Origin of the sequence: Cupriavidus sp. SHE (assembly GCF_000812445.1) — a bacterium.
In the GTDB taxonomy this organism is placed as follows: domain Bacteria; phylum Pseudomonadota; class Gammaproteobacteria; order Burkholderiales; family Burkholderiaceae; genus Cupriavidus; species Cupriavidus metallidurans.
The window spans coordinates 76,296-91,851 of the sequence record NZ_JWMB01000041.1 but is presented as its reverse complement, the minus strand read 5'-3'; the positions used below and the strand labels follow the sequence as shown (position 1 = coordinate 91,851).

Annotated in this window: 17 protein-coding genes and 1 pseudogene; 6 read left to right on the top strand and 12 right to left on the bottom strand. The window is 63.2% G+C overall.

The genetic code is table 11. The annotated features are described in order from the left end of the window. Positions 1-141: pseudogene (locus RN01_RS34360) on the top strand (copper resistance protein CopQ); the annotation flags it as partial. 224 nt (positions 142-365) lie between these two features. Further along, positions 366-971 (top strand): TetR/AcrR family transcriptional regulator, encoded by a 606-nt coding sequence (locus RN01_RS20250; protein WP_011519330.1) that lies wholly within the window; start codon positions 366-368, stop codon positions 969-971. Positions 972-996: 25 nt separating this feature from the next. On the opposite strand, the gene xth is transcribed toward RN01_RS20250, so the two are convergent. From xth to nosZ, 8 genes are all read right to left on the bottom strand, one after another. Next, a complete protein-coding gene (xth, locus tag RN01_RS20245) occupies positions 997-1,842 on the bottom strand; it encodes an exodeoxyribonuclease III (RefSeq protein ID WP_017511839.1) in 846 nt (281 codons plus the stop codon). A 123-nt stretch (positions 1,843-1,965) separates the two neighbouring features. After that, the gene (locus RN01_RS20240) at positions 1,966-2,511 is read right to left on the bottom strand and encodes a nitrous oxide reductase accessory protein NosL (RefSeq protein ID WP_051068956.1); all 546 of its coding nucleotides are present in this window, start codon (positions 2,509-2,511) and stop codon (positions 1,966-1,968) included. Positions 2,512-2,561: 50 nt separating this feature from the next. Continuing rightward, on the bottom strand, positions 2,562-3,092 hold the full coding sequence (locus RN01_RS20235) for a nitrous oxide reductase accessory protein NosL (RefSeq protein WP_017511841.1): 531 nt from the start codon (positions 3,090-3,092) through the stop codon (positions 2,562-2,564). Further along, the gene (locus tag RN01_RS20230) at positions 3,089-3,910 is read right to left on the bottom strand and encodes an ABC transporter permease (RefSeq protein WP_017511842.1); all 822 of its coding nucleotides are present in this window, start codon (positions 3,908-3,910) and stop codon (positions 3,089-3,091) included. Before RN01_RS20230 ends, RN01_RS20235 begins: the two co-directional genes overlap by 4 nt. Next, a complete protein-coding gene (locus RN01_RS20225) occupies positions 3,910-4,860 on the bottom strand; it encodes an ABC transporter ATP-binding protein (RefSeq protein WP_024570525.1) in 951 nt (316 codons plus the stop codon). The genes RN01_RS20230 and RN01_RS20225 overlap by 1 nt, the downstream gene beginning before the upstream one ends. Then, positions 4,838-6,115, bottom strand: coding sequence for a nitrous oxide reductase family maturation protein NosD (locus RN01_RS20220; protein ID WP_017511844.1), 1,278 nt, complete (start codon positions 6,113-6,115; stop codon positions 4,838-4,840). Before RN01_RS20220 ends, RN01_RS20225 begins: the two co-directional genes overlap by 23 nt. After that, entirely contained in the window at positions 6,112-8,730 is a 2,619-nt protein-coding gene (locus tag RN01_RS20215) for a NosR/NirI family protein (RefSeq protein ID WP_017511845.1), read from the bottom strand. The genes RN01_RS20220 and RN01_RS20215 overlap by 4 nt, the downstream gene beginning before the upstream one ends. A 55-nt stretch (positions 8,731-8,785) precedes the next feature. Further along, positions 8,786-10,729 carry a TAT-dependent nitrous-oxide reductase gene (gene nosZ / locus RN01_RS20210; protein ID WP_024570524.1) on the bottom strand — a complete coding sequence of 648 codons (1,944 nt, stop codon included), beginning with the start codon at positions 10,727-10,729 and terminating at the stop codon, positions 8,786-8,788. 269 nt (positions 10,730-10,998) lie between these two features. Here nosZ and RN01_RS20205 point away from each other — a divergent pair, with 269 nt between their 5' ends. From RN01_RS20205 to RN01_RS20195, 3 genes are all read left to right on the top strand, one after another. After that, positions 10,999-11,430, top strand: a complete 432-nt coding sequence (locus tag RN01_RS20205) for a cytochrome c5 family protein (protein ID WP_017511847.1) — start codon at positions 10,999-11,001, stop codon at positions 11,428-11,430. A gap of 4 nt (positions 11,431-11,434) precedes the next feature. Beyond that, positions 11,435-12,457, top strand: coding sequence for an FAD:protein FMN transferase (locus tag RN01_RS20200; protein WP_017511848.1), 1,023 nt, complete (start codon positions 11,435-11,437; stop codon positions 12,455-12,457). Between the two features lie 234 nt (positions 12,458-12,691). Next, positions 12,692-13,594 carry an acyltransferase gene (locus RN01_RS20195; RefSeq protein WP_017511849.1) on the top strand — a complete coding sequence of 301 codons (903 nt, stop codon included), beginning with the start codon at positions 12,692-12,694 and terminating at the stop codon, positions 13,592-13,594. Between the two features lie 75 nt (positions 13,595-13,669). Here the strand turns inward: RN01_RS20195 and RN01_RS20190 are convergent, their stop codons facing one another. The 3 genes from RN01_RS20190 to RN01_RS20180 form a co-directional block, all read right to left on the bottom strand. Further along, positions 13,670-14,071, bottom strand: a complete 402-nt coding sequence (locus RN01_RS20190) for a putative zinc-binding protein (protein WP_024570522.1) — start codon at positions 14,069-14,071, stop codon at positions 13,670-13,672. An 81-nt stretch (positions 14,072-14,152) separates the two neighbouring features. Further along, positions 14,153-14,440, bottom strand: coding sequence for a DUF2249 domain-containing protein (locus tag RN01_RS20185; protein ID WP_017511851.1), 288 nt, complete (start codon positions 14,438-14,440; stop codon positions 14,153-14,155). Positions 14,441-14,531: 91 nt separating this feature from the next. Next, positions 14,532-14,711 (bottom strand): hypothetical protein, encoded by a 180-nt coding sequence (locus RN01_RS20180; protein ID WP_017511852.1) that lies wholly within the window; start codon positions 14,709-14,711, stop codon positions 14,532-14,534. Here RN01_RS20180 and RN01_RS20175 point away from each other — a divergent pair. Next, complete coding sequence (locus tag RN01_RS20175; protein WP_024570521.1) at positions 14,704-15,030, top strand: thioredoxin family protein; 327 nt, start codon at positions 14,704-14,706, stop codon at positions 15,028-15,030. The two genes, RN01_RS20180 and RN01_RS20175, sit on opposite strands and share 8 nt — an antisense overlap. Before the next feature lie 52 nt (positions 15,031-15,082). On the opposite strand, the gene RN01_RS20170 is transcribed toward RN01_RS20175, so the two are convergent. Next, on the bottom strand, positions 15,083-15,556 hold the full coding sequence (locus RN01_RS20170; RefSeq protein WP_008651063.1) for an Lrp/AsnC family transcriptional regulator: 474 nt from the start codon (positions 15,554-15,556) through the stop codon (positions 15,083-15,085).

Sequence of the window (15,556 nt, the reverse complement as noted above, 5' to 3'; positions counted from 1 at the left end):
CCGTACACCGACGGTGCCCGCATGGTCGCCGGCCTGGATCGCACCGGTGTCTCGAGCGAACCGGCCCGCAAGGTTGATCCGTACTACGACGGTGCCCGCACCGGCAAGTTCGACCCGTACACCGAAGGCGCAAACGCCTAATACAGATCAGGCCACCGACGCGGTACACGTGCCGCGCCGGTGGCCGACACCAACATCTGGAGTGTCATCATGAGTCTGCGTGACAGTGCCCTGATTCTGGGTGGATGGGTGATGCTGGCCCTTGGCAGCGGCGCCCTTGTCTCGCTCGTTGCAAAGTCGCTGTCGATCTGAGATAGCGAAAATCGGAGGGTCCCCTGCGAAAGCGAAAGTTGGGGACAGTCGCCATGAAAACGTCGTCCGTACGCGAACAACTGCTTGAACACGCTTCGGTGCTGATGCGACGGCGTGGCTATAACGGCTTCAGCTATCGCGACCTCGCGGAGCTGGTGGGCGTGAAGACCTCGAGCATTCACTACTACTTCCCGTCCAAGGACGATCTGGTGCTGGAAGTGGTACGTCAGTACCGCCAAACGTCGGTGGCCCGCCTCGCGGCGATCGACACCTCGCTTCCATTGATCGAACAGGCGCGGAAGTATGTGCTGCCGCTGAGCAATGGCATCGACCTTGGGCAGATCTGTCTGATCGGCATGTTGGCCGCGGAGGTGATGGTCCTGCCGCAAGCGGTTCGCGCGCTGCTGCAGGAGCATTTCCAGGCGAACGAGAACTTTATCGCCGACATGCTGCGCCGCGCCGAGGCAGAACGCGGCCAGCAGTACCCGGTGCCGCCCCAGCTACTGGCCAAGGTGCTTTATGGCGCGATCCAGAACGGACTGATCACCGCGCGGATGTCCGGCTCGAATGATCGAATCGACGCCGCAGCGAATATGCTGATTGGCGCCGTTGGCGGCTCGATGTGCGCCATCGAGGAACACGAAGCCGTAGCCGCCTAGGCCTGGCATTACCGTTTTCGGCGCATCACGCGCCCGGCGCCCGCCGTCTTGCTCTCGCGGCGGGCGTTGTTTTCGTTTTCGCTTCCGCCCCCATTTCTATTTCCACCCACGCCGGCGCATGATCGCTCGCGTGCGGCTCGCCACGCACCCATTTGTCGACGCCCGCATCACGCATGTGCTGCGCCAGACCTCGGCTCAGCAGCAGATGATCGATGCGCAAACCCGAGTCCTTCTGCCAGTGCTGACGAAAGTAGTCCCAGAACGTATAGATCCGGGTGTCGGGATAGCGTGTGCGTAGCGCATCGGTCCATCCCTGCTCCAGCAACTGTTGATAGCATTCGCGAGACGCCGGCTGCAACAGTGCGTCCTTGAGCCAGGAGCGCGGATTGTAGATGTCGTCGTCGGTCGGCACCACGTTGAAATCGCCGGCCAGTACCATCGGGTGGCCGCTGGCGTAGAGCGTGCTTGCGTGTCGAATCAAACGTTCGAACCAGGCCAGCTTGTATTCGAACTTCGGCCCTGGCTGGGGATTGCCGTTCGGCAGGTAGAGGCACGCCACCAGCACGCCTGCAACGGCGGCCTCGATATAGCGGCTCTGCGTGTCAGCAGCATCCCCTGGCAGACCGCGCCGCACTTCGACCGGATCCGACCCTTTTGCGAGGATCGCCACGCCATTCCATGATTTCTGCCCCTGCCAGACTGCGCCGTAGCCCGCCGCGTGGAGTTCCGCCACCGGAAATGATTCGTCCACGGCCTTGAGTTCCTGCAGACAGGCCACGTCGGGCTGCTCACGCTCCAGCCATGCCAGCAGCGACGGCAGCCGCGCGTGGATGCCGTTGATATTGAACGTCGCGATCTTGAGATGGCCCATCGGCACCGCTCCAGGTCGGATAGCTATTCATCTTAGGTGCCCGGTTCACGCTCCGCCCGTCAATTTCGCGGCCACAACCGGGCCTACGCAAAGAACCCTGGCGTTCGCCGGGCACCGACCGCGCTACGCATGGTCGGCCCGATGCATGGTCGGCGCCAGGTCCTGCAACAGTTGCACGGTGATATCAGGCGAACGCAAGACGGTGCCGCCGTGGCGTGAAATGAAGTGCCGGGCTGCCATCACGTCCTCGAACGCCGGCAAGTTGCCCTGACGCATCGGCCCCGGAACCGACGAGCCCCGCACGTAGACCGCCTCGTTGGTGGCGATCCATTGACCGCCCTCGGTCGCACGCACATAGCTCGCGGCAATCTCGCTGGCGGTTCGGCTGGGCGCATATCGTGGCAGGTTGCGCAGGTAAATGAAAAGGCTCAGCGGCGAATCGAAGAAATAGGCATCGCCGTCGGCAAAGATCACCTGCGCGGCCCATTCTGGCACCCGCGAAGGGAAGGCGCCGCACACAGGGCACCGCGCGTTGGTTGGAACGGCGCGCGGGGCGTCAGGTGCGATGCCGGACGCTGGGTCATAGGGCGTGGCTGGAGCGACAAAGCAGATATCCGTGGGTACCTGCGGATTGGCACGAACCCTTGCGTGGAAGACGTACCAACCCATGGCTCCCAGCACCAACGTCAGCAATAGCGCAAGACGGAGAACGCGCACGGCTACATCCGCTTGTCGTGCAGTGCCCCGCCGCTAAGGTCAACCATCTCGGGCGTGACTTCCGCGAACCGCAGCATCTTGCCGCCATATTGCCCCACGAAGGTGCGGGCATCGGCCTCCTGCTGGAAACTGGCAAGCGTCGGGCCCATCGAGCCATGACGCTTGCTGCCCTGGACATAGAAGCCAGTCCGGGCATCGAACCAGTTGCCGCGGGGGCGCTCCCAGTCGGCCTTCGCCATATCCTGCACGAACACGGCGCGAATGGGCCTTGCCTGCTCCGGCCGCAGCAAGGTGTTGAACATCTCAACCGTGTCGCAACACCAGTGCGGCCGCGCATCTCCGGTGTAGTAAAGCTGGGCCTTCGGACCTGGGTAGTCGCCCAGCAGCATGCCATCGAGGTCACAGGACGTGGCGGCGTCGATCTCCACCGGGGCGATGGTGGTGTCGGTTTGCTTGCTGCACGCAGCCATGGCGAGCAGGCCGGCCGACCCGGCCAGGGCAACCACCAGAAGGCGGCGACGATCGTGGTTCATAGTCGAAATCTCCAGGCAGCCAGCGCCAGCGGGGCCGCGATCCAGCCCAGCATCGCGCCGCCCATGGCCCAGGGGTTACCCAAGGCGGGCGGAACGATGCTGACCAGACCCTGCAGGCCGCGCAATTGCTCCAGCGAGAACACGTTGAGAATGCGGAAAATATCGGTCGGATTGAGGAGCAGCACGTACGCCAGCGCCTCGCCGCCGAAGCTGCCACCGCTGGCTACCAGCAAGCCGAGCATCAGCAGGTCGAACACCAGTACAAAGCCGAACCACAGGCCGATGGCGGCTCCGGACGCGCGCGTGCGGTCTCGGCTGGCGACCGAGATCAGCAGCGACAGGCTGAGAAACACCAGCCCCAGCAATATCGAACTGACCACGAAGCCAAATGCGTGGTACAGCCCGACCCAGCCAAACTGTTGCCAGAGCAATACGACCATCAGCGCGAATCCGGCCAGCGTGGAAAGCGTAAGCGCCACCGCCAACCCAAGGTATTTGCCGAGCAACACTTCGAACCGCGTCACCGGCAGGGCCAGCAACAGGTCCAGCGAGCCGCGCTCGCGCTCGCCCACCACGGCGTCGAACCCAAGTAGTAGCGCAATCATCGGGATCAGGTAGATGACCAGGCTGACCAGGCTGGTGATGACGAACTCCAGCGAGCGCGGCCCTAGCGTCCCTTGCTCGGCGCCACCGAAGTAGCAGATCACCAGCGAGAACACCGCGAACACCGTGGCCACCGCCAGTACCCAGCGATTACGCAGGCGATCGCGCAACTCCTTGGCCGCGAGGGTGGCCACCTGTCTGCACTCGATAGCCATCACGCCGCCTCCTTCAATCCGAAGAACACGTCTTCCAGCGTCGGCTCCTGGATTTGCAGATCGAGCAGACGCCCGCCCATGGGATGCAGCGCCGCCAGGACCTGCATCTTGAGAGACCGCCTGCAACGCAGGATCAGCTCATGCTCGGCGCGCCCGTTCTCGAGTTCGACGCCCTGCGCGCGCAGTGGCGCAAAGTGCTGCCACAACGCGGCACGCGCGCCGCGCTCGACGCGCAATGCCAGCGTCACCGGCAGATCCAGCTGCCGGCGCAACTCGGCCACGCTGCCCACGGCCAGGATGCGGCCGTTGCCCATGATCGCAAGGCGATCGATCCGTTGCTGCAACTCCGCCAGAATGTGGGAAGTGATCACGATGGTGACGCCCTGCTCGCGCAGCGCCTGGAGCATGGCGTAGAAGTCGTGAATGGCCGCCGGATCCAGCCCATTGGTGGGCTCGTCGAGAAAAACAACGCGCGGCGACCCCAGCAGCGCCTGCGCGAAGCCGAGCCGCTGTCGCATGCCCTTCGAATAGGCCCGCACCGGTTTCTCCGCCGCGCCAGCCAGCCCTACGCGCGCGAGCAGCGGCTCGCAATCCGCCAATGGCGCCCCTTTCATCCGGCCGAAGAAACGCAGCGTCTCGAGTCCGCTCAGGTTGTCGTAGAGCACCAGATTCTCCGGCAGATAGCCGATCTGGCGGCGCGCGGCCCTGAACGCGGCCCCGCCCACGGATGCCCCGGCGACGCGAATATCGCCTTCGCTGGCAGCGATCAGGCCCAGCATCATCCTGAACAAGGTGCTCTTGCCCGCGCCGTTGTGGCCGATCAACCCGAACAGTTCGCCGTAACCGATTTCCAGATCGACGTCGTCGACGGCCCGGACAGCGCCATAGTCCTTGCAAACGCCACGCAGCGCGATGGCGGCCTGCCCTTCAACGTGAGTGTGCTCTGTCACGCCAGGTACTCCAATTCTTGTTGACGGGCTGCGCCCGCGGATAGGCGTCGACGACGGTCGGCACGCGCAGAACGGGGAACTGCCGGCTCACGAAGCGCAGTGCCTGCACGGCAGGGCTGGCCAGTAGCAACTGGACACCCGGATGACGCCAGATCAGGCGGTCGACGACATCGCTGGCCTCATAGGGCAGATCGCCAATGCCATCGCCATCGCGGTCCCAGCCGAGGTAGTCGCTCCAGAAATTGCCCTGGTCGCGTTCCGACGGTTTGCGCCCGCCCCAGGGTTCATCGCGCGCGCCCAGATAGCGCACCTGTTCCCGGTTGCCGATGAAGTCGTTGCCCTGCACCACGTTGCGCGTTGATCCAGCCGAAAGGTGGACGCCAACCTGATTGCCGATGACCAGATTGCCGCGCAACTCCGTGTATTCGACGTCGTAGATGAAGAACCCACGGTCATTGTCGGCAACGACGTTGTTCTCCACGCGCGAGTCCTGCAGCGTGCGCAGCATGATGCCGTGGTCGGCATTGCCCCAGGTCCGGTTATTGCGCACGACCTGGTCGCGCACCTCCATCAACGCCAGCCCGCCGCGATTGTTATAGCTGTCGTTGTCCTCCCACAGGTTGTAGTAGGAGTTCATGTAGTGCGTGCCGTAGCGGCTATGGTGCAGCCGGTTTCCCTTGAAGATCGCGTGGTGCGACACATCGACGTAGAGCGCATCGCGCACAAAGCTGATGTTGTTGTCGATAATGCGGGCGCCTTTGGTGTTGTAGAGCTGTACGCCATTGCCGCGCTGCGCGGAGTTGTAGTCGCGCTTGCCGGTGATGGTATTGCCTTCGACGCGCACGTCATCCGCCTTTTCGATCCACAGGCCGAACAGGTTGTAGGTCAGGTCGCAATGCCGCACCACGGCGCGGTGCGCCCCCGGCAGGATATTGATGCCGGCGTTCTGGTCCTTCAGGCTGTCTCCGGAATCGCGCACGATCAATCCCTCGATGACGACGTCCGGCGCGGTGACGCGCAAGGTGTCCCCGTGCTGGCCGCCGCTGATCGTCGGACGATCCACCCCGCGCAGCGTCAGGGCCTTGCCGACCACGAAGTTGCCCGTGTACGTGGCGCGCTCGATCTCCAGCACGTCGCCGGGCCGGGCCGCATCGATCGCCGCCTGAAGCGGCCGCCCGGGCGCGACCCGCACGGTTGCGGCCTGCGCGCCCGTCAGCCATCCCGCGAGAAGAATCAGAATCGGGACCCACTTCATATCTGGAGCAACCCAAGCGCCTTCAGCATCAGGAACAACGCGGCGCCAATCAGCAGGTTCTTGAATCCGACGTAGCTGAGCATGTCCATCAAGGTCGCGCGCCGGTAGTTGGAACGCCACCACGGGCCATCCTTGACGTACCGTTTGCCAGACAAGCGAATCAGCACCTCGTAGACGCTCCAGCCGAACCACCACGCGATGATGGCGCCCGACGACATCTGCCCCATGGCAGCCAGCACCCACGCCACGCTGGCCGCCAGCGCAAGCGAGATCCCGGCAATCTGCAAGGCACGGGCCGATGCCCAGCCGTCGCTGCTCCATGGCCAGAGGTGGTCGCGCAGTTCCAGCAGGAGCCAATACGCACCACGAGCCCCATCGCGCCCCTGCGGGGACACGCGGTCGGTCTGCATGCGCGGGTCCGGCCCTTGCGCAACGCGCGGGTTCATGGGCACTGGCTGGATCGGAATGTAATAGCCATCCAGGCCGATCGGCGTGATCTCCAGGCCGTCCCGCTCGCGCCGCTTGCGCTCCTTGGCCAGCGGCGGGCAGCCCTTGACGTCGGTGTACAGCACCATGCAATCCAGGCAATGCAGGCATTCACGGTGATCGATACGGCCATCCGCGTCGATCGCCTGCGAGCCGCAACCAACCGCGCATGCCTTGCAGCTATTGCAGTCCTGCTTGCGACGCAGGCCGAACCAGCGGAAGGTACTCGGCATGGCCAGCGCCGCGCCGAGCGGGCAGATGTACTTGCAGTACGGCCGCTCGATGAACAGTGACAGCCCGAGCAACGCGCAGACGAACAGCCCGTACGGCCAGGCCCGGTTGCTGATGCCCACAAGGAACGTCGTCTTGAACGGCTCCACCTCCGCGAGCTTCTCTGCCAGCCCCATGGAGAACACCGACACCGTCAGCAAACCGAAGAAGATGACGTACTTCAACCACTTCAGCCGGTCGTGCCAGGCCCGCGGCAACGGCCGCTGCCAGCGTTTGAAGCCGATCCGGCCGCCAATCTTGTGGATGGCCTCTGACAACGATCCGAACGGGCACAGCCAGCCGCAGAACAGGCCCCGTCCGAACAGGAACACCGTCAGGATGATGAAGATCCAGAAGCAGAAGATGAACGGGTCGGTCAGGAACAACGACCAGGTCCACTGGAACAACAACGCGTGGAACCACGTCAGCACCTGCGTGATCGAGGGCTGCGCCATCGCGCCGAAGCCAACAAACCCGATGCTCAAGGCCCACGCGCTGTACTTGAAGAGGTTAACCGGCCATTTGTTCTTGTGGGTCGAACGGCGTGTCAACCGCTCACGCATGACATACACCACCCCGACCACCAGCAGCAGGGCCACGAACAGTGCGATCTCGATTGCACGCGCGCGCCAGATGCGACGCCAGGGCGCCTCCGGTTCCTCGATGCGCGGACGACCATCCTGAAGCAGCTTGTCGGGCATCCAGTACGGCGCATCGAACGTGACGAAGCTGCGCACGCCTGACGCGCGATCGACCCTGTTGCCCAGGAACGACAGCTTCCACGGATACGCCGAAGAGAATGCCGGCGAACGGATGATGAAGATTGCTGATTCGGTATAGGCAGGCGCGCCTTGGGCCTCCAGTCCATACAGGTTCAGGTAGTCCGAATCTCGGAATGTGAACGAGTCGGCCCCCTGCTTGATCTGGATGCGATCGTAGATGCCGCCGCGCACGAACCCAGATCCCTTGAACGACGCCGCGCCCGCCGTCCGGATCACGAAGATCGCGTGCTCGTCAGGCTTGAGTTGCGAATGCAGGTTGTTCCATGCCAACCGGCCGAGCAGGCTCGCGCCCAGGTCAGGATGGTTGAGATCGCCAAACCAGAGTTCGATAAACGGCTCCGAAGCGCGTTCCAGTCCAAGCTGTTCAGGCCGGATCAGCAACCGCTGCACGCCGCCTTGCTTGACGGCATCGGCCCAGCTCATGGGCTTGCCGGTCACGGCGTACCGCGCCGGTTCGCGTCGTGTCTGCTCAAGGATGCCGACCTCACGCGCCACGGCTGCCGTGGCGGTGGTCAGCACCTGGTTCTGGGCGATCACGGTCACGGTCGCCCCGGAAATCGCATCGACCCCAAGCACGCCCTCGTCGGGCCGCGACTGCCCCACTTCGATCTTGTCCTTGACCGACTTCCCGATGTACTGCTTGTTGAAATTCAGCAACGCGGATTCCGGAATCCCCAGCAGCAGGATCGGCTCCGAGTGCTTCAGTACCTTGATGCCGACATAGTGCCCCTGCGTATCCATGCCGATCAGCGTCACCACCGGCTTGCCCGAGTACGCCGGGATGTCGGTGATATCGGTGGACAGCATCACATAGCCCAGCAACGGCGTCTTGCCATCGTGCTCGGGACCGTAGGCTTCCACATACGGCGGCTGCCCCTTGCGCTCCGAAAAGCGCACGGCGCCGGGAAACACGTCGGCGCATGGCACAAGGGCGCACATATCCCTGGCTTCGCCCAGATTAGGCGGCAACGCGGCCTCATAGGCGGCGTGATCCGCCAACGCGGTCTGCATGCACAGGAACAGCAGCAGAAAAAATGCGGCCAACTTGGCCGCGAACTCCTGATTACCGGACTGCATCGTGCTTCATCGTCGCGTGTGCCGAAATCCGGCACACGCGCGCCTCCTGTCAGAGTCAGGCTTCAACAATCATGCGACTGCGCATTTCGAGATGCAGTGCATGGCAGAAATGCGTGCAGTAGCACCAGAACACGCCTGGCTTGTCGGCAACGAACGTTACCGACGCGGTTTCCTGCGGATTGACGATGAAATTGACGTTGTACTTCGGTATGGCGAAGCCGTGCGTCAGATCCTCGATCTTGTCGAGATTGGTAAGGATCAGCGTCACCTCGTCGCCCTTCTTGAGCTTGAACTCGCGCAGACTGAACGCCGGCGCCTGAGACGTGATCTTCACCGTCACCTTCTTGCCATTGCGGAACACGCCAGACTCTTTCGGATCCTTGATGGCCAGCGGGAAATCGTCCAGCGCGTAGACCTGCTTCGGGTGCAGCAGCTCGCGCTTGAAGATGATGAAATCGTGCGGCTCCGGACGAACCGGATGATCCTGCAGCAGCACCATCTTCTCGCCGGAGATGTCGATGAACTGCTCGTTCTCAGGGTGCAACGGTCCAACCGGCAGGAAGCGATCCTTGGAAAACTTGCAGCCAACCGCCAGGAACTTGCCGTCGGCGGCAACCGTCTCCGATTGCGACGCATTCAGGTGGCCCGGTTGATACTGAACATCGAGCCGGTCCACCACATACTTGGCGTTCTTGTCGCCATTGTGGAACTTGATGGCCGCGTCGACGTTCCACTTCACGATCTGGCTGTCGAGGAACAGCGTGGTGAAGGCATTGCCGCGTCCGTCGAATGCCGTGTGGAGCGGCCCCAGGCCCAGTTCGACCTCGGCCACGATGGCGTCGTCGATCTTGGCAAGCTTGCCGTCGAACCACTCCAGCACGCGCGAAACGTCGATCACAGTGGCGGTAGGCGAGAGCTTGCCGGAGCAGATGAAGTACTTCTGATCCGGGCTTGCATTCACGCCGTGCGGGTTCTTCGGCACCGACACGTAGGCGGTCAGCGCCTTCGTCGCCTCCTGGTTGCTGGCGCGGGTGCCATCCACGACCGGAACCTTGGAATCACCGATGGTCTTGAACTTGCCGGCCTTGACGGCCTCCTCGATGCGGGCGACGTTGAAGAACAGGCACGCATCGCGCTCGGCGGACATCATGTCCTCGTAGTGCACGCCCATCTCGGTGTTGTACTGGTTGGTGGCGGCCAGCTTGCCGTCATACGACGTCGCGACCAGATCGCAGTTGCCGTCGATCAGCACCTGCCAACGCACCTCCATGGTCTCGGCATCGACACAGGTGAAAAGCGAGTGGTACTTGCTGCCGTCTTCCGTCGGCACATTGGGCAGCGGGATCGAGAATTCGCCGCCGCAGAACACGCGTGTCGTGTAGTTGATCTTTGGGTCGACCGGGTCTCGCTTGTCCGGAAAGATGCCGTGGAAGCCCTGGACGTTCGGCAGTTCCGTGATCTTGTCGCAGATGAAGTAGTCCAGCCGCACGCGAGCCAGACGCGCATTGATCTTGTCGTTGATCCACGCGTAGCGGCCGTCGTAGTTGCCGTCCTTGTAGGAAGCGTGGACGTGGTGGGTATCGCCCACCGTGTACTTCAGCGTCCCGTCCGGCTTGGTGCCCATTACCTTCCTGGACTCATTGGTAATGCCCCAGCCCACCAGCGCATCCGGCACGAAGCACGGGATACGATGAATCTCGCGGCCTGATGGCATGCCGAACACGCGCATATCGCCGGTATGGCCGCCGCTCCAAAGACCGTAGTACGTATCCAGTTCACCTGGCTTCGGGTGCAGGCCCGCGATTTCGTGTCCGGCCGCAGCCGGCGCCGCAGCGCCCGGAGCCGGTGCAGCGGCTCCCGCGGCTGGCGTTCCCTTGTCCGTGCAGGCCACCACCGTCGCCAGCCCGGCCAGTGCCGCCGTGTTCATGAAGCGACGTCGCCCCAGCACGCTGGGCGCATTGTCCTGCGATGTCGTTGGCGAATCTTGCTTGGTCATCATCGGTCCTTGAATCGAATTGCACATGGCCGGACGCGAGCGCGCCAGCCGTCTTTTCCTTCTCGGTCTCTCTTCAACATCTCGACCCCTCTGCGGTTCTTCAGCTTCTCTTGGCAGAGCGATCTTCCGCTTGCGATTGGGGTAGGCGCTTGACATAAGTCATGTGCATCACAAAATAGGCATTTGTAATGCATGTTTGCAGGAGCAAAACATCCACAATGCGGAGCGTGTTGATTCACGAAGCTTTGATGCCCCGCTAAAAGGAGAAAACGATGCGTATCAAGACCCTGTTGCTGACACTGATTTGCGGCGCTGCTCTGGCGGCCTGCGGACAAAAGGAAAGCGCCGCACCTGCGCCGACCGAGGCCACCGCGGCACCAGCGCCGGCCGCTGCGCCCGCCGCACCTGCCGCACCTGCCGCTATTGCGGCCACCACCAGTGAACCCGAGAACGCGCTGGGCAAGCGCACGTATGGCTCGGTTTGCTCGATGTGCCACGCGGCAGGCGTGGCCGGCGCACCCAAGCCAGGCGACAAGGCCGACTGGGGGCCGCGCATTGCCCAGGGCAACGACACGCTTTACAAGCACGCACTGGAAGGCTTCACCGGCAGCAAGGGATCGATGCCCGCGCGCGGTGGCTCGACAACACTGCCGGATGACGCCGTCAAGGCAGCGGTGGACTACATGACGGCACAATCCCGCTGATGCCATGCACGCGCTCTCTCCTTCCGGCCTTGCCCGGCGGCGCTGCCTGACGGCGGCACCGCTGCTTGCCATCGGTATGTTCGTCCTGCCGGCACTGGCCGATGCATCGGTTCAGCACGCCTCACGCCGGCTGCTCGGCACGCGGGTGGACATCGTGACCGACGGCGTGCCAGCGGATGCGGCCGCGCAGGCCATCGACGCGGCGTTCGCCGAGATGGGCAGGCTCGAACGGATCATGAGCCGCTATCGTCCGGACAGTCAGGTCAGTGCCCTGGCACGTGCTGCCGGCAAGCACCCGGTACCCATCGCGCCCGAGTTAATGTCGGCGCTCAGGTTGGCTAGCGAGGTCTCCGCGCGCAGCCATGGCGCCTTCGACATTACGATCGGCGCGTTTGAAGGCTGGAACTTCGATCCAGGCCATGAGCAAGTGCCCGGGCAAGCCGAACTGACGCAAGAGCGGCCACTAGTGAACTACCGTGACGTCGTTCTGGACTCAACGCGCGGTAGCGCCTATCTGCGGCGTCCCGGCATGAAGCTGGATCTGGGCGGCATTGCCAAGCTCCCGATCCTGCAGGCCGGCATGGACGTGCTGCGGCAGCGAGGCATCTCGAATGCGATGCTCAATGGCGGCGGCGACGTGCTGGTCAGCGGCAGGCTTCAGGGCCGCGACTGGCGTATCGGCCTGCGCGACCCGCTTGCGCCGGAGCGATTGCTGGGAGTATTGGCGATCACCGATGGCGTCGTAGCGTCGTCGGGTGACTATGAACGCTGCTTTGCCCGTGATGGCCAGCGCTATCACCACATCCTTGATCCTCGAACGGGCCTGCCAACCCGGGGGCCGCACGGGGTCACGCTGGTCGCGCGCAAAACAAGTGACGTCAACGGCCTCGGGGCCGCTATCATGGTGGCTGGTACAGCGGCAGGACGGAGCCTGCTGGGGCCCATGGCTAACGTGGATGCTCTGATTGTCGGGCCCGGATCTCATCCATGGATGTCCGAAGGCATGGCGACCCGTATGCGGTCGTGAAACCATGATTTAGCGCATGGCTTCACGCGGGGAGCCGCGCTACCCTCCCACTCCTGACGCAGAGACGCTAGCAGAATGAAGCAGAGCGGCCCCGGTTCGGGGTGCGGCCAAAGACAGTCCGCCAGGACCGGTCAAGGCCGCGCAACGACGCCGGGATCATTTTGATGGTGTCTCTACCTGTCTCTAAACGCCCCCTCCGCCCTAAACAGGTGCAGAGACTCACCGGAGTTGCTGTTGAAACGCTTGCTTGCTTTCCTCCTGGGTACGCTCAGTCTGACCTTGCTCGCCCTGAATACGATTTTCTGGTGCACGCCGCTGTTCGTGCTCGCCGTGATCAAATTGCTGTTGCCGTTCGCCGGTGTGCGACGGCTGATCGACCCCATTCTCAACCGCATCGCGACAAGCTGGGTTACCTGCAACAGCGTATGGATCGGCCTGCTCCAGCGTGAGCCCTGGGCCGTGGAAGGTCTCGGTTCGTTGCGCCCGGACAGTTGGTATCTGGTTAACTGCAACCACCGTTCCTGGGTCGACATCTTCGTGCTTCAGCGCGTATTGAACCGGCGGATTCCGCTGCTGAAGTTCTTCCTGAAGCAGCAGCTCATCTACGTGCCGGTTATTGGCCTGGCCTGGTGGGCGCTGGATTTCCCGTTCATGCGGCGGCATTCGAAAGCCGCGCTGCGCAAGAATCCTGAACTGCGCAACCAGGACCGCGAGACCGCGCGACGCGCGTGCGCCAAGTTCGCCCGGATTCCGACCAGCGTGATGACCTTTGCGGAAGGCACACGCTACACCCCGGTCAAGCATCGGGGGCAATCGTCCCCGTATCGCCATCTGCTCAAACCCAAGGCTGGCTCGCTCGCCATGGCGCTCAACGCGATGGGAGAACAGTTCCACGCGATGCTGGATGTCAGCATTGCCTATCCGGATGGCACACCCACTTTCTGGCAACTCGCCAGCGGCCAGGCTGGCAGGGTGATGGTGCATGTCCGGGAACTGCCGATCCCGCCGGAATTCTGCACCGGTGACTACAACAGCGATGCAACCTTCCGCGGCGAATTTCACCGCTGGCTGGGGCAGGTCTGGGAAGAAAAGGACGAGCAGATTGCCACCATGCTCGCCCAGGCCGCTCGGCCCTAGGAAGCCGTTTCAAGACGATTCTGGCGTCGTTGCGGGACCTTGCCAGAACCGTTTCGCTTCAATCTGAAACAGCTTCTAATTGCCCGCTACGCTCTCGGGGACCGGCAAGATCTCCGAGAGCGCGAGCTTGATGCTCTGCCAGGTTGCCGCCTCTTCGGCCTCGGTACATTCTCCGTGCTGGCGCTTGGTCGCCCCCATGCGGTTCAGCACCAGGTGACGCGAGGCAACCACCCCGACACCCTCAAGACAAGCCTTCACGCACGCAAGCTGACAGCCATCGATCGCCAGAATCGGACGCCCCGACTGCGCGATCCGCGTCAGCGCGGGCACGCGGCCACCCACCCCACTGATACAGGACATCTCGGCTTGGCCACTGCGATCCAGCCGGACGGCAAAGGCATTGGCCAGTTGGGCGACACTGGAACACCCTGAGCAGGCGTAGACCAAAGGGAGTCTGGAGCGATCGGACGTAGACATCATGAACTCGGCGGAACAAAGGAAAACAGGCGCCGGGTCGGGCGCCTGACATGGGGAGCGGGAACGGTTTGGCCGTCGTGATCAGGCGCCGCCGCAGCCGCCGCAGCACTGACCAGCCTTGGCGGCCGATGCAACCTTCTTGATGGCCACGCGCCAGGTGGCGGGGCCTTGTTCCAGATAGTCCCAGGCGAACTGGCCAGGACGCTCGATCTGGAATTGCATCTGAAGCGGACGCGGATCATGGTCATTGACTAGCTCCAGCGCCTGGCCGACCTCAAGCCCGGTAAACGTCGAGAAAATCAGCGGATGGCGGTCACGCGGCGGGATCGTGCGGAGGTCGAGGCGCGGGTTGGCAGTGGACTGAGACATGGAATTCCTTTCGGCTGGGTATGGCATCCGTAAAGATGCATTTAAATTGCATCAATATTAGTGAGCGCAATCCGGGGCCGCTTGATGCAGATCAGACCAGCACCCCGACGAGCCCGTCAAAGCCGTTGACATGCTTGAACAGCCACGAAAACGATGCCGCACACCGACGCCCCTGTGCTGGCAAAATGGTGGTCACGCCGGTTGCGCCCATCGGGGTGCGCATCCGGGAGCACATCTGCACGCACACGAGGAGCCAGACCGCGATGAGCATGACCAGGAGCTTTGCCGCCACCGAACCGACCCGCGACGAGATCGATGCCCTGCCGGGTGCCACGCTGCTGGAGTTCGGCGCCCCGTGGTGCGGCTACTGCATGCGCGCCCAGCCGTTGATCGAGGAAGCGTTCGGCGGCTACCCGGCCATCCATCACGTGAAGGTCGAGGATGGGAGCGGTCGGCCGCTGGGTCGCTCGTTCCGCGTCAAGCTCTGGCCGACCCTGGTTTTCCTTCGGGATGGCAAGGAAGTGGCGCGGCTGGTAAGGCCGGAAAGTGCCAAGGACATCGCCGCGGCGATGCGGCGCATCCTCCCGTAAGGCAGCAGGACGCAGATACGTCCGCCGCCGAAGACTGGGGACCGGAACCTGTCTAGATCTCCAGCGGCATTGCACTCGTGCACTTGATCTCGTCAAGGCACACGCTCGACTTCACCCCGCTCACACCCGGGATGCGCATCAGGGTGTCGAGCAGGAAGTCAGACAAGGACTTCAGGTCCTTGGCCACCACCTTCAGCACGTAGTCGATATCTCCGGTGACGGAGAAGCACTCCTGGATTTGCGCCAGTTCGGCCACCAGTCCCTTGAACTTGGACAGATCGCGGATATGGCCGCGCTCCATCGTCACATGGATGAACGCCGTGACGCCGAAGCCAAGTGCCGAACTATCCAGCCGCGCCTCGTAACGTTTGATGATGCCGCCCTCCTCCAGGCGGCGGTGACGCCGCAAAGTCTGCGCGGGGGACAGGCTGATGGCCTCAGCCAGTTCCAGATTGGACGCGCGGCCGTTTTCCTGCAGCACGCCCAGCAAGCGGCGATCCGTGCGATCAAGTTCCGGATGTTGCAT